This window comes from Dellaglioa sp. CoH-56-MRSF-11 (genome assembly GCF_056782135.1).
Map to the genome: position 1 here is coordinate 246,529 of NZ_JBXAYE010000001.1, position 24,156 is coordinate 270,684.

A 24,156-nucleotide genomic window follows, 5' to 3' on the forward strand; every position below is an offset into this window, starting at 1 on the left:
TAGCACGATTCTTAATATTTAGAAACAAAAAAGAGACTGCTGGGAAGGCAGTCTCTAGGGAGTAAGTTGTAGAGCTAATAAATTAGCTCTCTCTCTCATTACTTTGGAGGAGAAATGAAAAAGTATAAAGGTTAGTTATTTATGTTGTTTTGGGATAAGTTCAATATACAACATGAACCTTAAAATAACCTTAACATTAAGAAAAAATTTAAAAATAATCAAAAGTTTTTTTGGAATGCGCTTTCAATTACATTATATGTCCTTTATAATATTGGTATAGACCTTAATAATATTTAGGAGGAATAATAATGGGAAAATTAGGTATTTCAATTTATCCAGAACGATCAAATTATAATGATGATACAGCATATTTAGATTTGGCATGTAAATACGGGTATAAAAGAGTCTTTACGAGTTTACTCCAAGTGACAGATGGTAAAGATAAGGTATTATCAGAATTTAAAAAGACAGTTGCTTACGCAAATAAACTTGGTATGGAAGTAATGGTTGATATCAATCCTGATTTATTTGAACAACTAAATATTAGTTATCAAGATTTAAAATTCTTTGACGATATGGGTGCATATGGTGTTCGATTAGATTTAGGATTTACAGGTGCAGAAGAAGCAGCAATGACACGCAATCCATATGACTTAAAAATAGAAATAAATATGAGTTCTGGGACTAACTATGTGGATAACATTATGAGTTATTCACCAAAAAGAGAGAACTTATTAGGTTCACATAATTTTTATCCACATGAATACACAGGATTAGAGTATAACTTTTTTGTAGCTTGCAGTGAGAAATTTAAAAAATACAATTTAAATACGGCAGCTTTTGTTAATGCTAAGTCAGCTACTTTTGGACCTTGGCCAACTGCTGATGGACTATGTACATTAGAGGATCATCGACATTTAGATATTGCCACACAAGTTAAACATATGGTGATGACAGATTTAATTGATGATGTGATTATCGCAAACGCGTACGCTTCAGAAAATGAATTAAAAGCAGCATCAGAAGCATTCAACGCCAATTATCCGACGATTAAAATTGAAACGGCAGATGATATTACTGAGGTTGAAAAAGTAGTATTATTTGATAATATTCATAGTTACCGCGGAGATCGTTCAGCGTATCTTTTACGTTCGACAATGACACGGGTTGTGTATAAAGATAAAGAATTTCCTGCACATAATACAAAATTAATTAAGCGTGGTGACGTCTTAATTGATAATGAAGGTTATGGACAATATAAAGGTGAAACACAAATTGCTTTAAAAGAAATGAAAAATGATGGTCGTGTAAATATTGTTGGGCATATTATAGATGATGAATTATTCTTACTCGATTTTTTGAAACCATGGAGTCAATTTAAACTAAGCCAAGATTAGCCTAAATGGATCACTAGATAATTTCTAGTGGTCCATTTTAATTTGGTATTAACTAGATAATTCGGTAAAATGAAGTAGTAAATGTAAAATTGATAAGAAGGTCATAAAATGAATTATATAATTGTTGCATTGTTTGCTTTTTTTGGTGGAATAAGTCGGTACTTACTTGGTTTAACGATTATTCAACCAAATGGATTCCCACTGGGGACATTAATGATTAATGTCGTAGGGTGCTTTATTTTGGCGTTCTTAGTTCAGTATATTGAAACAACCGAAAAAGTCCCAGATTGGTTAACTTTGGGGATAAAAACAGGTTTTATAGGTGCTTTTACAACGTTTTCAACATATAGTTTGGAAGCTGTAAAGTTAATAGAGACGCAACAATGGGGCTATGCACTCATCTATGTGTTAGTAACGATTATAGGTGGACTTTCCATGACATTACTTGGTTATTCATTAGGCAATCGGATTGGAGATTGGCGAATGGAGAGTGAACGTTCATGATGACACTATTAGTTGGGATTGGCGCTGCAATCGGTGCTATGTTAAGATATGGGATAACAAATTTAAGTAATCGATATCTAACTGATCAATTTCCAGTTGGAACGTTATTAATTAATCTGATAGGTAGTTTTATTTTAGGTCTTTTAACAGGAATTAATTTATCTAGTCCGATGTTAGTCTTACTTGGTACTGGAACAATGGGTGGTTTTACAACCTTTTCAACGTATAACTTTGAATTGGTTAAATTAATTAAAAGCCAAAAAATATCGTTATTCATGATTTATTTATTAGCTAGTTATATTGTTGGTGGCTTGATGACACTGTTAGGATTAGTTATTGGTCGCCAAATGGTTAGTTAAATTAAAGTATTCGAGCATAATGTGTGATAGGATAGTAAAAATAGGGATGTGAAATAATGAAAATTGCTGTATTAACGGATAGTTCAGCTTATCTTACAGATGAGATTGTTGAACAATTAGATATTAAAGTAGTAAATAACCCAGTATTATTTGGAAATCATGTCTATCATGAAAATGCCGATTTAACGGCAACTCAATTTTATCAATTATTAAAAACAGAAGATGTTTTACCAACAACTTCCCAGGTATCGATGGGTGAAATGGAAGAAAAATTTAAGGCACTTGCTGCTGAAGGCTATACAGATGTTATTTGTATCCATTTATCATCAGGTATTAGTGGATTAGTTGGTAATCTTGAAGCTTTCGCATCATCTGTTTCGGCCATCAATGTGCATGTTTTTGATTCGAAAATTGATTGCGCGGGGATGGGTAACATGGTTCAATTGGCTGCCACATTAGCTAATAAAGATAAAAACGTTATGGAAATACTTGAAAAGTTAGCCGAATTAAGAGAAACAACACGGGTTCTTTTTGTTGTTGATGATTTAAATCATTTAATGAGGACCGGTCGTTTATCAAATCATTCAGGTTTTGTTGGAAACATATTGAAAATTAAACCGATTTTAACTTTTGATAAAGAAGGTAAAATCGTTGCTATTGGTAAAGAACGCAAAATGAAAAATGCCTATTCTGAAATTAAAGCTCAATTCTCAGAAGCAACACGTTCACTTGATTATCCAGTTCAAATTAATTTAATTGATGCGAATAATCCGGAACTTCAAGCTGAATGGGGACAAGACTTGAGAACTAGTTTTCCTAAAATGAAATTTGAATCGGGTTATATTGGACCACTTGTCGGTGTTCACACAGGTGAAAAATGTTTAGGATTAATCTGGTCGAGAGATTGGAAAAGTCTAATAGATTAAATAAAGAAAACGGTTTTATTATGAATTATTATTCATAATAAAACTTTTTTTTGTATAACAAACGAAAATGTTCTGATAATATTCAAAAATAATTCATAATTATTAGCTATGCTTATTCTTATCAAATAATTTAAGAGAATATGGAGGTAATAAATATGAATTTTTTTAAACGTGCTTTATTAAATCTTAAAGCAAAAAAAGGACGATCTTTTTTACTTGTATTAGTTATGTCAGCTATTATGTTATTCGTTTTAGCAGGATTAATTATTCAAAATGCAGCAACAACTGCGGCAAATGATGCGAAGAAGAGTGCGGGTGCAACGGTGACATTATCAGCTAATCGAGATAAAGCTTTTAGCGAGATGAAAACTTCAAGCTCAAAAACCACTAAACCATCATTAAACTTAGCTGGGGTAACAGTCGCAACAGCTAAAAAAGTTGGTGCATTAAGCAATGTGAAGAGTTACAGTATCACCACTTCAACTACAGCTAATGCTTCTTCATTTGATGCCATTAAAACAACATCGACCTCAAGTCAAAGTGGTGGGATGGGCGGCAAGAAAATGGCAACTTCTGCAACAACGGGTGATATTTCTATTTCCGGTGTAAGTTCAACGGCTAGTGCACTAAATACTAGTGGTGCCAAAATTACAAAAGGTCGTGGTTTAAATTCGAGTGATTTAAATACTAAAAACGTTGTGATTGAATCAGAACTTGCTTCTACTAACCATATTTCTGTGGGCAATACAATTACAATGAAATCAACTGGTGGTACGAAGTATAAAGTTGAAGTTGTCGGTATTTATAAAGCTAGTTCAACTAGTTCTACAAGTATGGGTGGGCCAGGAGCTACTGATCCATCAAATACTATTTATACAGCTTACACATTTGCGAATACTTTAAAAGGTAGTAAGTATAAAGATACGGCCGATTCAGTTGTGTATACATTAAGTGATCCAGCCAAGTCAGAAACTTTCACAAAAGCAGCTAAGAAATTAATTAACACATCTAAATTTTCAATGTCAACAAACGATAGTACTTATCAATCAATGCTGACACCATTGAATAATGTTAAGAGTTTTGCCCAAAAAATTGTTCTATTAGTCGCAGTTGCAGGAACTATCATTCTTGCCTTAATTGTTATTTTAATGATTAGAGAACGTCGCTATGAAATTGGTGTCCTCCTATCATTAGGTGAAAAACGTTGGAAAGTTATTGCACAATTCTTTGTTGAAATGTTTATGGTTCTACTCGTGTCATTAGTTGTTGCCGGAATTGGTGGGAAATTCGTTGGTAATGCAGTAGGTGATCAATTGATAAGCCAACAAACAACGACATCTACAACAGCTACAACTTCAAATGATATGCAAGGTGGAGGCGGTGCGCCAAGTGGTACTAAAGGTGGACAATTTGGTGGAACAGATCCAAGTGGTATACCAGGGCAGTCAGCGACAACTAAATCTGAGAAATTAAAGAATCTAAGCACAACTGTAAGTATCAAAGATTTGGCAGAATTAGGTGGTATGGGTCTGGCAATTATCTTTATCTCGATTATGTTAGCATCGTTAGGTATTTTACGACTTGAACCCAAGAAAATTCTGATTTCATAAATAATAGAAAGGAGTGATTAAATGATTGAAATTAAAGATGTCGCGTATTGGTATGAAAATAAGGATAACCCCTTATTTGAAAAGGTTAATTTAACTTTTGAAAGAAGTAAATCATATGCAATTGTCGGTAGTAGTGGCTCAGGAAAAACAACATTTCTCTCACTAATTGCTGGTTTAGATAAACCAAAATCTGGAGAAATTATATATGAAGGTGAGGCAATCAATAAAATCGGATTAACTCATTATCGAAATAAAGATGTCTCGATTATCTTCCAATCCTATAATTTATTTACTTATATGTCAGCGTTGGAAAACTTAATGACTGCGATGGACATTACCGGAGCAACACATGCTGGTGATAAACAATATGCCTTTGATATGTTGAAAAAAGTTGGTATTGATGAGGATATGGCTAAGAAGAACGTTCAACATCTTTCTGGTGGGCAACAACAGCGAGTCGCTGTTGTCAGAACGATGTGTTGTGACGCACGATTAGTCGTAGCTGATGAACCGACCGGTAATTTGGATGAAGTTAATACGAAAGAAATTATTGAATTACTTCAAGATTTAGCTAAATCACAAGATAAATGTGTCATCATTGTAACGCATGAACCAGATGTTGCTAAAATGTGTGATACGCAATATGTATTGAAGGACCGTGAGTTTCAAGTTATAGAGTAAGAAATAGCCATATGTATAAGGAAAACTTATACATATGGCTATTTTAGTTGATTGATATTTAATTTATCGTAGTTGCTTCTTATCATTAAAAAATTGTTTATATGAAAGATAACAAACACTAATTGATGAGATACTTGTTGCTGAAAGTAACATGAAAGTGACCATGATTTGGTATTTAATCGCAAAGACAGGATCAACACCGGCGAAGATTAACCCAGACATCATTCCAGGTAAACTAACGATACCAACCGTTTTAGCTGAATCAATAGTAGGCGACATCCCTGTTTTGATACTTTCACGGATAATAGGGTATGCTGCTTGTTTGAGATCTGCACCGAGTGCTAGTTTTTCTAAAATCTGTTGGCGTTGATCACGGAAATTACTGTTAAGGTTACGGTAACAAAGACCAATCGCAACCATTGAATTACTAGCAATCATACCAGTAATTGGAATAATTTGTGAAGGAATAAATTTAAGCGTTCCAGCTAGTAGTAAAAGGCCAAGTGTAACGGACGTACTACAAAAAATGGCAATGAACGAAATACGAAAACTATGTGGAATTCCTGCGCTTTTTTTATGTGCACTATACGCAGCGTTAAAGAAAACAATGAACATCATAACTAAAGTTAGAATAATATTATTAATATTAAAGACGTACTTTAAAATGTATCCGACGATGACTAATTGGATAATTGCACGAATGACACTATAAATAATATCTTTTGCTAGGCCTAATTTTTCTTTATATACAATTCCTAGTGAGACAAGTACTAATGAAAAAGCGAAAACGAGAGAAAGATTATTAACGGCTAAATTATGCATGTCTAACCTCCGTTATTTTTCCGGCCTCGATATTAATTAATTGATCAGCCAGTTTTATTTCATTATCATCATGAGTAACAGCGATAATAGTGATTTTATTTGAGTCATTTAAACGATTAATTAATGCGTGTATAATGTTTTTACTTTCTGAATCTAAAGCACTTGTGATTTCATCAAGCAGTAAGATTTTGGGTAAAAAGATTAAATTACGAATTAAGGCAACACGTTGCTTCTCGCCACCAGATAGTTCATTTATTGATTTCTGAAGATAACTGCTGGGTAAGCCTACGGATTCTAATTCAGAAATGGCACGAGATTCATCGAAGTCTTGCTTACGAACGATATAAGGAAACTCCAGATTGTCTTTAACGGTTTCGCCGAATAAAACGGGGGTTTGGAAGCAATAAGAAACAATCCGACGATATTCGATTGGGTCATAACTGTCAATTGATTTTTCATTGAACTTAATATCACCAGATGTTCTTGAAATTAAACCAGCGATTAATTTCAAAACGGTACTTTTACCGCTTCCAGATGGACCGGTGATTGTTAAAAAGTCTCCAGGGTTTACTTGAAAAGAGATGTGGTTCAAGATTGATTGGTTACTAAGTTCTAGTGAAATATCTTGTAAATCAATAATAGGTTGCATAGTAGGACCGCCTTTCTGATATAACTCATTTTCAGATTACCATGTTTAGCTGTGGGAATAAAGAAAAGTATTTTAGAGAATCTAAGCATATAGATTTAAAAACCTAATAGTAGTAAAAAAGCTAACATCGCTTAGATGTTAGCTTAGTAAATCTATTTCTGATAACTAATTAATTCGATTATATGCTGATCTGGATCTGAAATTGTAATCGATTGTGCATTTTTAACATCTTGCTTTTCAATCGGGCCAGAGATAATAGTCACAAAATAATTTTTCAAGTGATTTTCCATAGCGGTCATTGAATCACTAACGACGAAACTAAGTGTCATTGGAATAACATTAGTTGATGGCTCAAAAATAATTTTTTGATGGCCAAAATGAACAGTAGGTAACTCACTATTTTCAATCATAGTCATATCAAAAACTTCATGATAAAAACGTAAACTTCTTTGGACATCAGTTACGGGAATTGTGATTGCTTCAAAACGTTTAACTTTCATAAAATAAGAAACCTTCTTTTTATTGTTTTTTAATTTGTTTATTAAAGAAACTGAATAGGAATACAGTACTGATGACGACAATGATTAATTCTGTGACGGGTAAAGCAACCCAAACACCAGTTAAGTTGAAGAAGTGGGCAAAAATAAATAATAAGCCTAGTAGTAAGACATAACCGCGCAAGATAGCTAGAATAAGTGCATGTTTGGGTTCGCCAATCGCTGAGAAAAACATGCTAAACACAACATTAAGGGATGATCCAAATAAGCTTAAGAAGTAGATTGGAATGCCTATTTCAGCATAATGGATTAACTCTTGGTTGTTACTATTATTGAATAATGCAATAATAGGATCTTTTTCAAAGGTCAATGTAAGGTATAAAATTGTGCCAATAATAAAACTAACAATTAACCCAAAACGTAATATTTGCTTAACTTCTGGCCAATTCCGAATTCCAAATTCTCGACTGAGTAAAGGCTGAATTCCTTGGGCAACACCATTAAAAAGTGATAAAGCGACTAAGACGATGTTTGCGATAATTCCATAGGCTGCGACAGCTGTATTTCCCGCTAAACTTAAAATGACAAGGTTGAAAGCAAAAATGCTGACACCTGTACTCATTTCAGTTAGAAAGACAGGGAACCCGAATTGAACAACTTTTTTTATTGTCTTAAAGTGAATAGACGTTCGTTGGAGCGTTAAAAGACGTCCTTCCTTTTTACGATGGAAGGTTAATATAGCTAAAGCAACAATTGGAGAAACAGCAGTTGCCATTGCAGCACCACCCATACCAAGATGTAATGGGTACATAAAAATATAATCAAAAATGATATTGAATAAACTAGATACTAACATGGCAACCATCGATAAATGTGGATTATTATCGTTTCGAATGAAACTTAAAACGAGATAATTACAAGCAAAGAATGGTGCAGCTAGCAAAATATAAGTTAGGTATTCAGCAGCTAATTTGTAAGTTCCTGCGTTTGCACCTAAAAAATAGAGTAAAGGTTTCATGAATAAAAAGCCTAAGACTGAGAAAGCTAGGCCGAAAATAATCCCAACAATTAAAACCTGTGTGAAAATTTTTTGACTCGCTTTTTGATCCTTAATCTTTAAAATAGAAAATAAAGTTGCACCACCAATTCCGAGTAACAACCCGACGCCATTTAATAAATTAAAGAGGGGTAATACAATATTTAAAGCCGCTAAACCAGTTGTTCCAACCGCATTAGCAATGAAATATGTATCTGCCAGAAGATACACAGATAAACCTAAAGTACTTAAAACGTTCCGTGTGACGTAACCTGAAAGTTCACGACGGATAGAAACCGTTTGATTATTCATTTTGAGCTCCTTATCGGTACCTATTTTTTATAATCTTATAATAATGGACAATAAAAAATAGGTACCAACATCCTTCATTAAAAAATGGCCTCTTGGATGTGATAACTATTATTTTTGTAAAACCCGGCGATTTTACACTGTTTTGACTGTCTTTATTCTAGCAACTATTATTCAAAATAGCTAGGACAAACAACTAAATAATAGTCAAAGTAGCTGACTAATCCATTTGATAAAAAGTCGATAGAGGCTTATCTTATGTTATAATTGTAAAGGATACTTAATGGACAGCGACTAGAAAGAAGGGTTTAACAGTGGCAACAACATTGCGATTAGCACCACTATTTACTAATCATATGGTTATGCAACAAGATCAGACAACACGTTTTTTTGGTTATGCAGAACCCAATCAAGAAGTAACTGTAACGATTTCAATGGGCGGTAGCGAAGATACAATTGAAACAGGAATTGCTGATGATACAGGATACTTTTTAATTGAAAGTATCTCATTTTTAGCACCTACAATTGTGACCGTTCTAGTTAAATCAGGAACAGATAAAATAATTTTACGCGACGTACAATTTGGAGATGTATTCTTGATTGCTGGACAATCAAATGCTAACTTCAAAATGGCTAAAGATGATGAATTTGATCATAATAAAACAATGCCAATGATGAATTTACGTTTTATCAATATACCTGAAAAGCAATCAACAGAAGAAAATCCATGGCAAATTGTTGATGAAGAAAATATTGGTAACGTTACAGCATTAGGCTATTATATGGCTAAGAAGGTTCGTCAATATGATGAATACACACCAATTGGCCTTGTATTATGTGCTAAAAATGGGACTTCAGCTGCAAGTTGGGTATCAGAAAGTACACTAATAAATAACGAGACTTTAAAAGCAGCTTATGTTGATACTAAAATTCCAAGTTTAGAAGAATCCGATAATTTATACGATACGATGTTATCACAAGTGGGTCCTTACCGATTTAAATTGTTAACTTGGTATCAAGGTGAACGAGATGCAGGAATAGATACAAAACATTATGGGTTACTTTTGAAAAAATTAATCCGTGAATGGCGCAAAACGCTTAAACAAAATAAATTACCAACTTATATTATTCAGTTACCACAATATAATCATAAGATAGCTAATTCATGGGCTGAAATTCGCGATGCACAACAAAAGTTTGCAGCAACAGAAAATCGGGTTTACTTAGTTACAGCTATGGATGAAGATTCAGCTAACGAGATTCATCCAAGTAGTAAAAGACAATTAGGTTATCGTGTAATCGAATTATATTCTAATTTTGGTAAATTCGATGAAATGCAAACAAGTCCACAATTATCTGAAATTTCAGCTGATGTAAAACAAATGCGTCTTAACTTTTCAAATTGTGAACAACTTGAAACAACAAATGATATTGATTTAAAATGGATCATGCCAGGGGATGTTTTAAAACCTGCAGTGATTGATTTAGGTACAAATGATATCAAGATTCGATTAGAAGAAGAATCAATTGGCTTACAGTATGCATATGCAAATGTAACTTCTGCCGGCTTATGGAACGAAAACCATATTCCAGTTAGTCCTTTTAAAATCTACTTTGATTAATCTTAATAAGTTCTAAATAAAGCAGCCTTACAATTTAAAATTGCAAGGCTGCTTTATTTTAGTTAGTCAATCAAAAAGGCAACTGACTGATATGGAGCTAACGTCATAGCTGTTTCTAATTTGATATCGGTTGGATAATTATTGATGACAGTTGATATTTCCCCGGTAAATGCAGGTAAAGTAATCGTTGTCGTTGTACCATAGAAATTATTTAAAACAATTAAACGTTGATTTTTTAGTATTCTTTGGTAAGCAAAAACTTGAGTATCGTCCATTAAAAGAGGTTGATAATCACCAACAGAGACAATTGGCAGAGTCTTACGTAATTTAATTAGTTGTTGATAGTAATTAAATATTTCGCCGCGTACTAATTCATTTTGAACGTTGACGATAGACTGATTCATTGGCATCAACCATGGTTTTTCAGCTGAGAACCCTGCATACTCAGAGTTATTCCATTGCATGGGAGTACGACTATTATCACGAGATTTTGCTTGAATAATGTCTAAGGCTTCAGTTTCACTGAGTCCTTTCGCTAATAATGTTGGGTAAATGTTTTTGGTTTCAATATCATTATAATCAGATAAATGCTGATATTGAGGATCGCTCATCCCAATTTCTTCTCCCATATAAATAAAAGGCGTTCCACGTAATAAATGAATAGTTGTCGCTAGCATTTCGGCAGATTTTTCACGAAAATGGACGGGATCACCAAAACGATTAATAGCACGAGGCTGATCATGATTATTCCAAAATAAAGCGTTCCAACCATGACCAGCTGTCATACCTAATTGCCAATCATTTAGAATGTTTTTTAAACTCATAAAGTCAAAAGGCATCGTCGTCCATTTATTTCCATGGGTATAGTCAACTTTTAAATGGTGGAAGGTAAAGACCATTGATAACTCGTTGTTTTTGCCTAACGTGTATTCAATACAATTATCGATTGAAGTAGAAGACATTTCACCAACGGTCACAGCATCAGGGTCTTGACCAAAACTAGATTCGTTAAGTTCTTGTAGATATTGATGAACTATTTTTTTATCTGTATACATAAGTCTACTATCAGTACCATAAGGTGCATCAAGTAAATTGACATCTTTACCGATGACATTGATAACGTCGAATCGGAAACCTTTAACACCTTTGTTGCGCCAAAAATTAACAATCTTGGCCATTTCTTTTCGAACTGCTGGATTATGCCAATCTAAGTCTGCTTGAGTTGGGTCGTAGAGATGAAGGTAGTACTTACCCGTATTTCCGAAAGCTTCCCATGCAGGACCACCAAATTTAGAATCCCAATTAGTTGGAAGCGAGCTATCTGGTTTTGCTCCACGAATATAATAGTAAGCCATATATTTTGGATCACCTTTTAGCGCTTTTTGGAACCATTCATGTTCAGTTGATGTATGGTTAAAAACCATATCCATCATGACATCGATGCCTACAGATTTTAGCTTGGTAACAAGTTCATCAAAATCAGCCATAGTACCAAACTTAGGATCAATATGATAATAATCTGAGATATCATAGCCATTATCATTTTGTGGTGATATGAAAAAAGGATTAAACCAAATCATATCAATATTGAGTTGTTTTAAATAAGGTATTTTAGCGATAATCCCTTGTAAATCGCCCAGGCCATCATTGTTACTATCATAAAATGATTTTGGGTAAATTTGATAAATAATTTTATCTTCAAATGTCATCGTTATTCTCCTATTAGTTATATTTTCTTCGTCCGTCGTGCAAAATCAACAAAACTAAAACGATCTGAGCGGTGAATAGCTTCGGTAATCTGAAATAAACGACTATCTTGTAAATAGGTTTCACTTCTTATGACAACAACAGATTCTGTTTTTGGAATGTTTAATAATTTTTGGATAGTTGTATCTGCTGGTTCAACTGTAATTTTTTTAATAGCATAACTGATTTCTAAGCCTAATTTATTTTCAAAATAATCATAAAGCGAATTTTGGGCAACTGCTAAAGGTATCTCAGGTACGATATCTGAAAGTATGTAGTCACGATCAATAACACTGGGTTCATTTTTAACAAGTCGTAGACGTTCAATAAATGTCGCTTTATCGCCAACAACAGACTTAGGTGCAAAACTCTCTATAGGAATAGTTGTGACAAGTAACTGTCTAACTTGTGTTTCCGAATTCATTTGAAGAGACTTATTCAGTTCCTCATATGAAGTAATACCTGAGACGGGAAAAGCGAATCGTTGAATATCTAAAACAAGCGATCCTTTGCCTCGAATTTTTTGAATATAGCCATTGGTTAGTAAATTTTGGAGAGCCTTTCGAATTGTTTCGCGAGAAGTACCGTATAAATGGCTCAATTGAATTTCACTAGGTAGGAATGTTCCTGATGCGTAAATATTATGTGTGATTTTAGTGACAAGATCTTGATAAATACCTAAATGTTTATTTTGGTTCGTCATAATAGTCACCTCCAATGATAAGGTTATTTTAACATAAACATTCTAGTCTATACAAGTATATATAAATGTTAATTTAAAAGAAAAGAAAGCGTTGACATCCTGTATAGACAGGTTTATTATAAGGATAACTTGAAAACGCTTAATCGCTGTAAGCGAATCTAGTTAAATAAATTAAAAAAAATGGGGGAGAGAACAATGTCGATTTTTAAAAGAAAACAAAAGGTAAATGATGATAAGTTTTACGCACCAGCAACTGGGGAGTTAATTGATTTAGAAAATGTGAGCGATTCTGTTTTTGCTCAAAAATTAATGGGTGATGGCTTCGGATTTAAACCAACCGCAGGGGAAATTTATAGTCCAGTATCTGGAACTATAACATTGGTTGCATCAACAAAACATGCTATCGGATTCACGATGGATAATGGACTTGAAATTTTATTACACATGGGTGTTGATACGGTTGATTTAAAAGGTGCACCATTTGATATTAATATTAAAAAAGGTGCTCGTGTTCATGGTGGTGAATTACTTGGGACTATGGATTTAACACAAGTTTCTGAAGCACAATTAGACAATGTTTTAATGGTAGTAATTACAAATACACAAGATAAATTAGACAAATTAACATTATCGGAACCACAACCTTTTGAAGGTGGCACGGAAGTGGGATCTGGTACTGCAAAAGGGGAGGAATAGTTATGGCAAAAGATTACACACAATTAGCTACAGACATTATCAAACAAGTCGGTGGTAAAGAGAATATTAAGAGTTTAATCCATTGTATTACGCGGTTACGATTTTACTTAGTTGATGAAAGTAAAGCAGACGATGAAGTGATTAAAAATTTAACAGGTGTAATTGATGTTCGTCATGCTGTTGGACAATATCAAGTTGTTATTGGACCAGCTGTTACTGATGTCTATGATGCAGTTATTGCACAATTAGGAACATCATACGCAGGTGGCGAGGTCGATGCTGCCGATGATGCACCAGCTGAGGAAAAACCAACAACATTCCGTGGAAAATTGAATGCTGGATTTAATACTTTGATTGGTGTTATCACAGGTTCTATGATGCCAGTAATTGGATTATTGGCTGCTAGTGGTATTTTAAAAGGATTACTTCAAATGGCTGTCGATTTTCGTTGGACAGAAGCCACATCACAGACTTACATTTTCTTATCAGCCATGGGAGATTCAGCATTCTATTTCTTACCTATTATTGTTGGATTCACAGCTGCACAGAAGTTAAAATCTGATCCAATTATTATGGCTATTGTTGGTGGTGTCTTGGTATATCCTTCACTTTTTGGTATTGCAACAGGAACAAAAGTGTTTGGACAACTTTTGGGGATGTCATTAAATACTAACTTATTTGGGATTCCAATTCATATGGTTAACTATACTTACAGTATTTTCCCAATTATTGCTGGAGCATGGTTAGCACATTATGTTGAAAAAGGACTCAAAAAAGTTATTCCACAAGTTTTACGAATGATTTTTGTACCATTGTTAGAAGTTATGATCGTTTCGGCCGCTATTATCATTATTGTTGGACCTATTATTACGTTAATTAGTACAGGTATTTCTATTATTTTAAACACAATTTTAACAGCAAACTACCCAATTGCAGGTTTTGTTATTGGTGGATTATATCAATGTTTAGTTATCTTTGGTTTACATTGGGCAGTTGTTCCTTTAATCGCAAACGATATTGCTTCAAAAGGCTACAGCTACTTAAATGCAATTGTTTCAATTACAATGGTAGCTCAAGGTGCTGCTGTAATGGCAGTTATGATTAAATCAAAAATGGCTAACATTAAAGAATTATCTGGTGGTGCAGTTATTGCAGCATTCAGTGGTATTACAGAACCAGCTATTTATGGGATTACCTTAAAATATGGGCGTGTCTTCTTAGCAGCTAATATTGGTGGTGCAGTTGGTGGATTAGTAGCCGGACTATTAAACGTTAATATGTACGGATTTACTGGTTCATTAATCGGATTCCCTTCATTCTTTACACCTTTAAAGTTTGGTGGAGGAATGAGTAACGAAATTAACTTTTGGATTGCATCAATTGTTACAATAATCGTAGCATTTGGTTGTACTTGGGTCTTTGGATTTAAAGATTCCGATGTACTTGCTGAAAAAGAAGTTAACCGTCGTAAAACAATTGGTAAAGATGCATAGAATTGTAAATTAACTAAAATGTTTATGTGATTATATAAAAATGTCAAAGGGATATTTATCTCTTTGACATTTTTTTTGTAACAGATAAATTATTTGACTATCTAAGTTTACAAGTGTAAACTAAAAATATAAATTAATGGAGGCGGTATAAATGGATCACAAAGATATGAAAGAAATGGATCACATGAATATGAATCATAAGGATATGAAAAATATGGACCACATGAGTATGGATCACATGGATATGGAAGGAATGGACCACGATCAAATGAACATGGGTGGGCACATGATGCATATGGGAAATCTAAAATTGAAATTCTGGATTTCTTTAGTTTTAGCAATTCCTATTGTTTTAATGACACCTATGATGGGGATTAACTTACCCTTACAGTTTACTTTCCCTGGATCTGATTGGGTTGTAGCACTTATTGGTACTGGATTATTTTTCTATGGCGGTAAAACATTTTTAGATAGTGCAAAGATGGAGCTTGCAGATAAAAAGCCAGCAATGATGACCTTAATCGCAATGGGTATTAGTGTGGCATACTTGTATAGCTTATATGCTGTTGTGATGAATAATCTTGTAGATCCAAGTCATCATGTTATGGATTTCTTCTGGGAGTTAGCAACGTTAATTGTCATTATGTTGTTAGGTCATTGGATTGAAATGAACGCTGTTATGTCAGCAGGAGATGCTGTTCAAAAATTAGCACAACTCTTACCTAAACAAGCACATATCGTTAGAGAAAATAAAAAAATTGAAGATGTTGATTTAACAAATGTTCATGTTGGAGATATTCTGTTAGTTAAAGGAAATGAAACGATTCCAGCTGATGGAACAATTATTTCTGGTAAAACAAGCGTCGATGAAGCTATGATAACTGGTGAATCGAAACAAGTTGAAAAAGTAGTAGATGATGAAGTCGTTGGTGGATCAGTTAATGGTAATGGAGAAATCCAAATGACTGTAACGGGAACTGGTGAAACAGGTTACTTAGCTCAAGTTGTTAAATTAGTCACAAAAGCGCAGTCAGAAAAATCAGATACGGAAACGTTAGCTGATAAAGTTGCGGGATATTTATTTTATGCTGCCATGACTGTTGGTATTTTAGCATTCATTGTATGGTTAATTACAGGGACATTTAGTCAGGCATTATCAATTCTTGTAACTGTTCTAGTGATTGCTTGTCCACATGCTTTAGGTTTAGCCATTCCATTAGTTGTTGCGAGAAGTACTTCTTTATCAGCTAAAAATGGCTTATTAATCAAAAATAGAAATGCGCTAGAAGTTGCACACACAATTGACACATTACTTGTTGATAAAACAGGAACTTTAACTGAAGGTCATTTCGTGGTAACCGGATATAAAACATTTACTGATCAGTTTTCTGAATCAGAAATTATCGGATTGATGGCGTCGTTAGAACGTGGATCGACACATCCTTTGGGTAAAGGAATCATTCAAAAAGCAGAAGATTTAAAAATTGAGATTCCAACTGCAAGTGAAACACAACAAATTAATGGTGTTGGATTAGAAGGACATATTAACGATGATGCATTCAAAATTGTTTCTGAAGCTTATGTTAATAAACAACAGTTATTAACGGATGAAATGGCTTCTGACAACGAAGGAGATTCAATTAGTTATTTAATTCAAAATGAAAAAGTGATTGGGTATGTTGCTCAAGGGGATCAAATTAAACCAGAATCATTTGGTTTAGTCGAAAAATTAGAAAAAATGAATATCAAAGTGATTATGTTAACTGGTGATAATCAACAAGCTGCTGATAAAGTTGGTGCAAAACTAGGTATTGTAGATGTTCGTGCTAACTTAATGCCTGAAGATAAGGCTAAAATTGTTAGTCAGTTAGAGGGCGAAGGACATAACGTTATCATGGTTGGTGACGGTATTAATGATGCGCCTAGTTTAGCAAGTGCAACAATAGGGATGGCAATTGGTTCAGGTACGGATGTTGCTGTCGACTCTGCAGACGTTATATTAGTTAAAAGTAATCCGATGGATATCATAAAATTTTTGAAATTAAGTCGAAACACAAGATTGAAAATGATTCAAAATCTTTGGTGGGGTGCAGGTTATAATATTATTGCATTACCATTGGCTGCCGGCGTTTTAGCACCAATTGGCTTTATTTTAAGTCCATTAGTGGGTGCAGTTGTGATGTCGTTAAGTACAATTGTTGTTGCAATTAATGCAATGATGTTACACGATTAAGAGATAAAAAAATACCACCGTTGATAGTAGTTATCAATGGTGGTATTTTTTAATTTAATCTTTAAAATTGTCGTTTTCAACATCTGATAAGAAGGTACTTAAATGATCAAAGTAAACAGGAGCGTTATCGATCATATGATGATGACCACCCTCAGGAGTTGTTTCAAGACGAGCATGTGGAATTGTTTCTGACATTCTTTTAGCTGTTGCTAAAGGCATTGTTTCATGTTCGCCAAATGTGATTAATGTTGGGACAGTAATATTTTTAATGCGGTCACGAGTAGACCAGTCTTTTAATTTACCAGTCACAACGAATTCATTGTTACCTTGGAAGTAATTATAAACGGGTTCAGCCATTGTGCTTACTAAATGAGAAATTTGGGCTGGCTTTTTACGATCAACATAGCCGTCATTTAAAATATCGACATAACCTTGGTAACGGTCATTATCAAGATCGTTATTTTTTTCACATTCTTGCATGTAGGCAAGCGCATCAGCATCCAATTCTTTAGCACGAATAGCATTAACGTTTGCTAAATATTCGTTAATATCATCAGTCATACTTGAGATAATAGCACCTTTTAAATGGTCACCATATTTTAAGGCGTATTCTTGAACAAGAGCACCACCCCATGATTGACCAATTAGGTAGAAGTTATCTAAACCTAATTTAATACGGACTTCTTCAACTTCATCAATGAAGTAATCAATATTAAGAAATTTATCAACATTTTCTTGTTTAGTAAAATCTGGTTGATCAGAATACCATGAACCGAGTTGGTCATACATTGAAACCTGAACGCCAAGAGGTGCTAATTTTTCAGCAAAATTTTCGTAATATTCATGTGTACCACCAGGCCCACCATGTAGACAAAGTAGTTGGATATCACCTTGTCCTTCAGTATGAGTCCAGAGATGATAACCATTATCTAACGTAATAATTTTCGTTCCGTATGCCATATTAATCCACCTAATTTCTTAAGAATAGATTAATCATAGCACTTTTATGATTATTTACCAGAATGAAAGTGAGGATGGTATTTTTTTAAGAGTGTTAGTTGCATATTTTAGTGAGTTAGCTTAAAGTTATGTTAACTAATAAAATTAAAAGGTTAACGGTGTAAAATGAAAACTAAAGACAGTATTCTAAAAATATTAGCTGGACAACAAGATACTATTATTTCGGGAGAACTATTGGCTGAAAAACTTGGCGTTTCGAGAACTGCTATTTGGATGGCTATTAAGAGTTTACAAGAGCAGGGTTTTGACATTAAGACGATTCCACAAAAAGGATATAGTCTAAATGATGGTAATCAGTTGAACGCACAACTAATTCAATCTTATTTAACAACTGACATGATGCAAATTGAATTATTTGATGAAGTGACATCTACCAATGTATTGGCGAAAGAGCGTTCAAGCCAGCCCGATATACAGGGTCCACTGTTAATAGTGGCCAATAGTCAAACAGCAGGATATGGTCGATTTGGTCGAACATTTGAATCACCAGAAGAGACTGGGATTTATATCAGTTATTTATTGAGAATTGATCAACCTATCAAAGATGTTGGTCAGCTAACGACAGCAACTGCCATGGCGGTTAGTTATGCTTTAGAAAATAAATTGAAAATTCAACCACAAATAAAGTGGGTGAATGATATTTATTATCAAAATAAAAAAGTCTGCGGGATTTTAACGGAGGCTGTCACAGATTTTGAAACGCAGCAAGTGACAAGCTTAGTTATAGGGATTGGGCTAGATTTTAAAACAGACCTTAAAAAATTATCTCCAGAGTTACAAGATAAAGTGGGTTCATTAATTGATGAATCGAATAATGTCACACGGAATGAGTTGATTGCTGAAATTACCAATCAATTTATCCAAATCTATCAGAATTACCAAAATGGTGACTTCATGAATGATTATCGTAAACGGTCACTAGTTATTGGACAGACAGTTACTTTAAAAAGTGGTCATCAAGAAATTATTGGTACAGTTGAAACAATTAAAGATGATGGACAGTTGGTATTGAGAGATAAAAATGGGCAAATAACGACTTATATGGCTGGTGAAATTACAAAGGTGAATGTGGAAGGCTTAACAAATGGGACAAAATAAACAGTTAAAACAATTAATTATAGCAGCAGAGTTAGCAGCCGTTTTGGGTGTTTTATCCCAGTTAACCATTCCATTGGGGCCAATCCCGTTAACGTTACAAACCATTTTTATCGGATTATTATCGAGTTTGAGACCGGTTCAAGAAGGATTAAAAGCGGTGGGCATTTATCTCCTATTAGGATTAATAGGAATCCCAGTTTTTGCTGGATTTCATTCGGGACTTTTTTCTTTAATTGGACCAACAGGTGGTTATTTATTTGGTTTTTTAGCCTATATTATCTTAACGGGGCTGTTTTTAAAATGGTATGGTAATGGTCGTTGGCAGTTGTACATGGGGAATTTATTAGGTGCTAGTGTGCAATTAGTTTTAGGAGCAATCTGGTTAATGGTTTACCAACAAACCTCGATGCAACAAGCATTTTTAATAGGTATTTTACCATTTTTGATTGTTGGATTTATTAAAGTTATTTTTGTGTGCGAATTGTCTCATTACTTAATACGTAGATATTGATAAATAAAAAAAGAAAATCATCAATAATTTTTTTGATGATTTTCTTTTTTATTTAGAATAATGATACTGTACTAACAGATTGATAAGGAATTTTAAGACGCGAATTAGCTAAGTTAATAGTATAACTATCTGAATCGTTATTTCGTAAAGTCATCCCAAAATCTGTTGCGTAAATGATTAATTCAATCTGATGACCTTCCTTAATGTGATAGGCAGTTGGTTGTAAATCAAAATCTACTGTGTTGAAAGTTCCTGGAAGGACAGAATCATTTTGATAACGATTTGTCCTATTTTGTAAATTGATATGACCTTTGGAAATCATTTTCCAAGGAGTTTTTGTGGGATTTTTAGTAAATTCAACCAAATCATCTTCACGCCAATGAAATCCCATATCTAAAGATTTTCGTTTGAGAATGGATGGCACGGGGGTGAGTCTATTTTCTTCACCATAATCGATAAGCATGCAACTAATGAGCCCTTTTGTTTGTAGTGCTGCAACAGACAATTTTATGTGAGCAGAACCGGAAATAAACAGCGGTTCTGTTAATGGTTCTGAGATTAATTGGATTCTATTTTTAGCCATTTCTGTTTCTTTAGTTGAAACTAAAGCTTGATTCCAAAGATGATTATCTCTGACGTAGTTGTTAAAAAGGTCAGTTGGTAAGTTATCTTTGAAAGTAGCAAATTGGTGAGCATCTGATGTGACTGATTGTGTTAATTTATTTTGTTGGAAATGATAGGATTGGGTAGGAGAATCCGGGTCTGCCCAATCATCATAAGTGTGCCACGTTTCAGCTTCTAGGTTATCTTGTATGGTGACATTGGGAATAAGTGTCTCAGCACCATTTTCGATATTATAAAGTTGATTTGATAACCATAAATTCATCATATCAGTGAAATCTAATGAGCGAAAGTTATTGATATAGATATGTTTACCTTGGTGTAAGAATAATTTTTTAACAATAGGTAAAGGACGTAATGCTTGCCAAAGTTGTTCAACTTGGCGAGGTTTGACGTTCCAATCATTTAAACCATGGACCATAACAATATTTGCTTTGATATTTTTAGTTTGGTTTAAATAATTACGTTCATCCCAAAATTTATTGTAATTACCAGATGCACGGTCTTGTCCTATAGATAATCGATTCATAACTTTGTCAAAGTAGTCTTGAATATTAGCGTAGTCGGCGGCATCTTTTTGGCGACTTAAACAAAGCGCAGCTAAAACATCTGCATCTTCACCTTGGCAAGCTTCAGGCGCGACGACTAGTCCATTTTCACGATAATAATCATACCAACTTGAAATAGCGGCTTCAGAAATGATTGTTTTTAAGCCGGATACACCAGTTGTTGCAGCTGCAGTAGCAAGCGTACCAAGGTAAGATTTACCAGTCATAGCAACGTTACCATTACTCCAAGTGGCTTTAATTGATCGATTATCGAGTTTATTTGTGAATGCTTGCCGATGTCCCGTTAGCCATTCAATAATGGCGACGGTTGATACCGTTTCTTCAACACTCCCACAAGTACGAATACCATCTGATTCTCGAGTACCAATACCAGCTGCATAGACGATTGCAAATCCTCTAGCTAGCATGTAATCGTTGAATGTATACGAAGATTCACGGCTAAAGGTTTGCTCAGTTTCTGTTGATTCTGAGAGGATTGATCGTGGTTCGGGTAAGTTGGATTTCTGATAGTTATAGGTGATATCAGATTCAGTTAATTCAGTAACTGGTTTTTCGGTAAGCGGGATATCAACGTTGCGCATTAATTCAGAATCATCATTTGTGCCTTGATTGTAAGGACTTGCTGTATAAAGAATAGGTACTTTTAGTCCGGATGTAACTAGTGGTCTTAAAATTTCTGTTTTTAATAAATCACGTTGACCATCTTGGTCAGTATCTAATGGGGCTTCAACGTAGACGACTTCACGAATCAGTTTAGTTGTATCAAAAACAGGTTGCGCTTTTCCATTGAAAAATAAAGGTTTCGCATCTTTATAAAATGAAACAAAGTACCCTTTATTTGCTAGTGTATCTGTGAAGACTTGGCCATTTTTGGTATGTGTTGTCAGTAAGAGATACCATGCGGACCAAAAATCATTAACGGATTCAATAATTTCAATAGAAGGTAACTGAATTTTAGCCATTGCCGTAAATGGGTCATCAATTTTGAAATCGACATCGACTTCAAATTCTAGTAACTGTAATGCAACATTATAAAAGATAACAGGTGTTAATTCCTTTTTTGTAGTAAAAAATTCATAAACAGAAATGGATTCTGTCGCTAATAAGGACATCATTTTTTGTTGTTTCGCACCGATTGTTTGATAGTCGATGAGAATTTTATTGAGTAATTGTTCAAATAAATGTGTAGGATTGGTTTCGGAGGCTATATACAAATTAATAGCTTTAAGTTCTTTTATTTGTGTCTCAAAAGTAGGTGTATAGTTAGCAAATTGATTATTTTTCATAAGTCAAAAACTTCCTTTCAGAATTGAGTAAGACACTGGGTTAAGTATAGCTTAAATGTAAAGTTGGTTGAAATGATACGTCTTTATTGACAAAAAATAAGTAACTAGGTAAAGTTAATCACATTAAGGTAACTAAAAAAGGAGAGTGTCTAAAGTGAGAAGGAAAATTGCGGTAGTTTTAAGTATCATGTTTATAGGGGTGCTAGCTGCTTGTTCAAAAACAGCGACGAAAGACGATAACATATTAAAAGTGGCTGTAACTGATCAATTAGGCACTTTAGATTCTACTAAATACAGTGATACATTTAGTGTTGAAGCAATACAAAACGTTTATGAAGGATTGTATACGTATAATCAAAAAAATAAACCAGTGTTAGCTGCAGCAAAAAGTGTGACGGTTAACAAAGCAAAAACAGTTTACACCTATAAATTAAGAGCTGAGAACTGGTCAAATGGGACTCCTGTTACAGCAAATGACTTTGTTTACGCTTGGCAAAAACTAGCAAATCCTAAAACAGCATCACCTAATTCACAACGAATTGATATTATTAAAAATGGGTTTGCTATCCGAAATGGCAAGATGGCCGTTGATAAGTTAGGTGTTAAAGCGCTGAATAAAACAACATTAGAAGTTACTCTGGCACAACCAATTAGCTATTTACCAGAAGTATTAACGGGTGCACCATTTGTACCTCAAAATGAAGCTTACGTTAAAAAACAAGGTAGTCAATATGCAACGGATTCACAACATATGATTGTGAATGGTCCTTATAAATTAACTGATTGGGAAGGAACTAATAACAAATGGTCATATGTTAAAAATACCAGTTATTGGAACGCTAAATCAGTTAAGTTAGCTAAAGTTGACGTTCAAGTTGTTAAAGATGGTGCAACTGCTGGCAAGTTATATCAAACAGGGAAGATTGATTTCTCAATGTTAGCAAATGATTATGTTAAACAATATAAGAATGAAAAAGGGTTCGCAACACGTAAAACACCAATGATTGGTTATTTAGGTTTTAATACTAAGCGTGAGGCAACTGGTAATAAACATATTCGTAAAGCAATTGCGCTAGGATTTAATAAAAAATTATTAGCTAGCAAAATTCTTAATGATGGTTCATCTGCATTAAATGGAATCGTCCCAGCTAAATTTGTGTCAAATCCGATTAATGGGGAAGATTACCGTAAAGAAGCAGGAGACTTGCTTGCTTTTAATAAAAAAGAAGCTAAAGCAGAATGGGAAAAAGGACTTAAAGAGATCGGTAAGAAGGACTTAACAATTGAAATATTGGGTTCTGATACGCCAGAAGCTAAACAAGTGATTGAATACTTGCAAGCGCAGTTAGAGAGTAACTTACCTGGATTAAAAATTAACGCACGTAATATTCCAATTAAATCGCGATTAGCAGCAACAACGGCTTACCAATTTGATATCGTTTATGGGACATGGACACCAGATTATGCTGATCCAATTAACTTTATTAATGATGGTGGCGCTTATCATTTAAATACCGATTACAAAAATGCACAATATTTAAAAGATATCGATCAGTCTAAAAATGAATTTGCAACAAATCCAACGAAACGTTGGAATAGCTTGATTGATGCTGAAAAGCAATTGGTCGAAGAAGATGCTTATACAGTACCTGTTTTCCAAGGTGCAATGGCCTACTTATTGAACCCAGATGCATCCGGATTACACATTAACCCATATGGAACGACATTATTTTATCGTGACATGTCTATTAAGTAGATAATAGTTAGC

19 protein-coding genes and 1 pseudogene are annotated in these 24,156 nt (G+C 34.0%); 12 read left to right on the top strand and 8 right to left on the bottom strand.

Going from position 1 to position 24,156, the window contains the following annotated elements; translation table 11 throughout:
• Nucleotides 1–308 precede the first annotated feature (308 nt).
• The 6 genes from AC1RPT_RS01150 (at nucleotide 309) to AC1RPT_RS01175 (ending at nucleotide 5,477) form a co-directional block, all read left to right on the top strand.
• Nucleotides 309–1,397: a DUF871 domain-containing protein gene (locus tag AC1RPT_RS01150; protein WP_481760957.1), complete on the top strand. Its 1,089-nt coding sequence runs from the start codon at nucleotides 309–311 to the stop codon at nucleotides 1,395–1,397.
• A 108-nt stretch (nucleotides 1,398–1,505) separates the two neighbouring features.
• Entirely contained in the window at nucleotides 1,506–1,901 is a 396-nt protein-coding gene (gene crcB, locus AC1RPT_RS01155; protein ID WP_481760956.1) for a fluoride efflux transporter CrcB, read from the top strand.
• Nucleotides 1,898–2,260, top strand: coding sequence for a fluoride efflux transporter CrcB (gene crcB, locus AC1RPT_RS01160; protein ID WP_481760955.1), 363 nt, complete (start codon nucleotides 1,898–1,900; stop codon nucleotides 2,258–2,260). Before crcB (AC1RPT_RS01155) ends, crcB (AC1RPT_RS01160) begins: the two co-directional genes overlap by 4 nt.
• Nucleotides 2,261–2,316: 56 nt before the next feature.
• Complete coding sequence (locus tag AC1RPT_RS01165; protein ID WP_481760954.1) at nucleotides 2,317–3,186, top strand: DegV family protein; 870 nt, start codon at nucleotides 2,317–2,319, stop codon at nucleotides 3,184–3,186.
• Between the two features lie 155 nt (nucleotides 3,187–3,341).
• Complete coding sequence (locus tag AC1RPT_RS01170; protein ID WP_481760953.1) at nucleotides 3,342–4,796, top strand: ABC transporter permease; 1,455 nt, start codon at nucleotides 3,342–3,344, stop codon at nucleotides 4,794–4,796.
• Nucleotides 4,797–4,817: 21 nt separating this feature from the next.
• Nucleotides 4,818–5,477 carry an ABC transporter ATP-binding protein gene (locus AC1RPT_RS01175; protein WP_481760952.1) on the top strand — a complete coding sequence of 220 codons (660 nt, stop codon included), beginning with the start codon at nucleotides 4,818–4,820 and terminating at the stop codon, nucleotides 5,475–5,477.
• Between the two features lie 63 nt (nucleotides 5,478–5,540).
• Here AC1RPT_RS01175 and AC1RPT_RS01180 read toward each other — a convergent pair whose 3' ends face one another.
• The 4 genes from AC1RPT_RS01180 to AC1RPT_RS01195 all read right to left on the bottom strand — a co-directional run bounded on the left by AC1RPT_RS01180 (nucleotide 5,541) and on the right by AC1RPT_RS01195 (nucleotide 8,793).
• Entirely contained in the window at nucleotides 5,541–6,299 is a 759-nt protein-coding gene (locus AC1RPT_RS01180) for an ABC transporter permease (protein ID WP_481760951.1), read from the bottom strand.
• The gene (locus tag AC1RPT_RS01185; RefSeq protein ID WP_481760950.1) at nucleotides 6,292–6,948 is read right to left on the bottom strand and encodes an ABC transporter ATP-binding protein; all 657 of its coding nucleotides are present in this window, start codon (nucleotides 6,946–6,948) and stop codon (nucleotides 6,292–6,294) included. The genes AC1RPT_RS01180 and AC1RPT_RS01185 overlap by 8 nt, the downstream gene beginning before the upstream one ends.
• Before the next feature lie 152 nt (nucleotides 6,949–7,100).
• The gene (locus AC1RPT_RS01190) at nucleotides 7,101–7,448 is read right to left on the bottom strand and encodes a VOC family protein (RefSeq protein WP_481760949.1); all 348 of its coding nucleotides are present in this window, start codon (nucleotides 7,446–7,448) and stop codon (nucleotides 7,101–7,103) included.
• 19 nt (nucleotides 7,449–7,467) lie between these two features.
• Nucleotides 7,468–8,793 carry an MATE family efflux transporter gene (locus AC1RPT_RS01195; RefSeq protein ID WP_481760948.1) on the bottom strand — a complete coding sequence of 442 codons (1,326 nt, stop codon included), beginning with the start codon at nucleotides 8,791–8,793 and terminating at the stop codon, nucleotides 7,468–7,470.
• 311 nt (nucleotides 8,794–9,104) lie between these two features.
• On the opposite strand from AC1RPT_RS01195, the gene AC1RPT_RS01200 reads away from it, so the two are divergent.
• Nucleotides 9,105–10,412 (top strand): sialate O-acetylesterase, encoded by a 1,308-nt coding sequence (locus AC1RPT_RS01200; RefSeq protein ID WP_481760947.1) that lies wholly within the window; start codon nucleotides 9,105–9,107, stop codon nucleotides 10,410–10,412.
• 62 nt (nucleotides 10,413–10,474) lie between these two features.
• Here AC1RPT_RS01200 and treC read toward each other — a convergent pair whose 3' ends face one another.
• Nucleotides 10,475–12,121, bottom strand: a complete 1,647-nt coding sequence (treC, locus tag AC1RPT_RS01205) for an alpha,alpha-phosphotrehalase (RefSeq protein WP_481760946.1) — start codon at nucleotides 12,119–12,121, stop codon at nucleotides 10,475–10,477.
• Nucleotides 12,122–12,138: 17 nt separating this feature from the next.
• On the bottom strand, nucleotides 12,139–12,861 hold the full coding sequence (gene treR / locus AC1RPT_RS01210; RefSeq protein ID WP_481760945.1) for a trehalose operon repressor: 723 nt from the start codon (nucleotides 12,859–12,861) through the stop codon (nucleotides 12,139–12,141).
• A 195-nt stretch (nucleotides 12,862–13,056) separates the two neighbouring features.
• On the opposite strand from treR, the pseudogene AC1RPT_RS01215 reads away from it, so the two are divergent.
• Together AC1RPT_RS01215 and AC1RPT_RS01220 are read left to right on the top strand one after the other, a co-directional pair.
• Nucleotides 13,057–15,050, top strand: a pseudogene (locus tag AC1RPT_RS01215) (PTS sugar transporter subunit IIABC).
• Between the two features lie 205 nt (nucleotides 15,051–15,255).
• The gene (locus tag AC1RPT_RS01220) at nucleotides 15,256–17,283 is read left to right on the top strand and encodes a copper-translocating P-type ATPase (RefSeq protein WP_481761140.1); all 2,028 of its coding nucleotides are present in this window, start codon (nucleotides 15,256–15,258) and stop codon (nucleotides 17,281–17,283) included.
• 54 nt (nucleotides 17,284–17,337) lie between these two features.
• Here the strand turns inward: AC1RPT_RS01220 and AC1RPT_RS01225 are convergent, their stop codons facing one another.
• Nucleotides 17,338–18,243 (bottom strand): proline-specific peptidase family protein, encoded by a 906-nt coding sequence (locus tag AC1RPT_RS01225; protein WP_481760944.1) that lies wholly within the window; start codon nucleotides 18,241–18,243, stop codon nucleotides 17,338–17,340.
• A gap of 165 nt (nucleotides 18,244–18,408) precedes the next feature.
• On the opposite strand from AC1RPT_RS01225, the gene AC1RPT_RS01230 reads away from it, so the two are divergent.
• Together AC1RPT_RS01230 and AC1RPT_RS01235 are read left to right on the top strand one after the other, a co-directional pair.
• Nucleotides 18,409–19,401, top strand: coding sequence for a biotin--[acetyl-CoA-carboxylase] ligase (locus tag AC1RPT_RS01230; RefSeq protein ID WP_481760943.1), 993 nt, complete (start codon nucleotides 18,409–18,411; stop codon nucleotides 19,399–19,401).
• Nucleotides 19,388–19,912: a biotin transporter BioY gene (locus tag AC1RPT_RS01235; RefSeq protein ID WP_481760942.1), complete on the top strand. Its 525-nt coding sequence runs from the start codon at nucleotides 19,388–19,390 to the stop codon at nucleotides 19,910–19,912. Before AC1RPT_RS01230 ends, AC1RPT_RS01235 begins: the two co-directional genes overlap by 14 nt.
• Nucleotides 19,913–19,964: 52 nt before the next feature.
• Here AC1RPT_RS01235 and AC1RPT_RS01240 read toward each other — a convergent pair whose 3' ends face one another.
• Nucleotides 19,965–22,388, bottom strand: a complete 2,424-nt coding sequence (locus AC1RPT_RS01240) for a Xaa-Pro dipeptidyl-peptidase (protein WP_481760941.1) — start codon at nucleotides 22,386–22,388, stop codon at nucleotides 19,965–19,967.
• Between the two features lie 154 nt (nucleotides 22,389–22,542).
• Between AC1RPT_RS01240 and AC1RPT_RS01245 the strand changes: the two genes are divergently transcribed.
• The gene (locus AC1RPT_RS01245) at nucleotides 22,543–24,144 is read left to right on the top strand and encodes a peptide ABC transporter substrate-binding protein (protein ID WP_481760940.1); all 1,602 of its coding nucleotides are present in this window, start codon (nucleotides 22,543–22,545) and stop codon (nucleotides 24,142–24,144) included.
• The last annotated feature ends 12 nt before the right edge of the window (nucleotides 24,145–24,156 follow it).

Excerpts from the sequence above, each read along its gene's own strand:
- AC1RPT_RS01150 (WP_481760957.1), top strand. The coding sequence starts at position 309 with ATGGGAAAATTAGGTATTTCAATTTATCCAGAACGATCAAATTATAAT.
- crcB (WP_481760956.1), top strand. The coding sequence starts at position 1,506 with ATGAATTATATAATTGTTGCATTGTTTGCTTTTTTTGGTGGAATAAGT.
- crcB (WP_481760955.1), top strand. The coding sequence starts at position 1,898 with ATGATGACACTATTAGTTGGGATTGGCGCTGCAATCGGTGCTATGTTA.
- AC1RPT_RS01165 (WP_481760954.1), top strand. The coding sequence starts at position 2,317 with ATGAAAATTGCTGTATTAACGGATAGTTCAGCTTATCTTACAGATGAG.
- AC1RPT_RS01170 (WP_481760953.1), top strand. The coding sequence starts at position 3,342 with ATGAATTTTTTTAAACGTGCTTTATTAAATCTTAAAGCAAAAAAAGGA.
- AC1RPT_RS01175 (WP_481760952.1), top strand. The coding sequence starts at position 4,818 with ATGATTGAAATTAAAGATGTCGCGTATTGGTATGAAAATAAGGATAAC.
- AC1RPT_RS01180 (WP_481760951.1), bottom strand. The coding sequence starts at position 6,299 with ATGCATAATTTAGCCGTTAATAATCTTTCTCTCGTTTTCGCTTTTTCA.
- AC1RPT_RS01185 (WP_481760950.1), bottom strand. The coding sequence starts at position 6,948 with ATGCAACCTATTATTGATTTACAAGATATTTCACTAGAACTTAGTAAC.
- AC1RPT_RS01190 (WP_481760949.1), bottom strand. The coding sequence starts at position 7,448 with ATGAAAGTTAAACGTTTTGAAGCAATCACAATTCCCGTAACTGATGTC.
- AC1RPT_RS01195 (WP_481760948.1), bottom strand. The coding sequence starts at position 8,793 with ATGAATAATCAAACGGTTTCTATCCGTCGTGAACTTTCAGGTTACGTC.
- treC (WP_481760946.1), bottom strand. The coding sequence starts at position 12,121 with ATGACATTTGAAGATAAAATTATTTATCAAATTTACCCAAAATCATTT.
- treR (WP_481760945.1), bottom strand. The coding sequence starts at position 12,861 with ATGACGAACCAAAATAAACATTTAGGTATTTATCAAGATCTTGTCACT.
- AC1RPT_RS01220 (WP_481761140.1), top strand. The coding sequence starts at position 15,256 with ATGAAAAATATGGACCACATGAGTATGGATCACATGGATATGGAAGGA.
- AC1RPT_RS01225 (WP_481760944.1), bottom strand. The coding sequence starts at position 18,243 with ATGGCATACGGAACGAAAATTATTACGTTAGATAATGGTTATCATCTC.
- AC1RPT_RS01230 (WP_481760943.1), top strand. The coding sequence starts at position 18,409 with ATGAAAACTAAAGACAGTATTCTAAAAATATTAGCTGGACAACAAGAT.
- AC1RPT_RS01235 (WP_481760942.1), top strand. The coding sequence starts at position 19,388 with ATGGGACAAAATAAACAGTTAAAACAATTAATTATAGCAGCAGAGTTA.
- AC1RPT_RS01240 (WP_481760941.1), bottom strand. The coding sequence starts at position 22,388 with ATGAAAAATAATCAATTTGCTAACTATACACCTACTTTTGAGACACAA.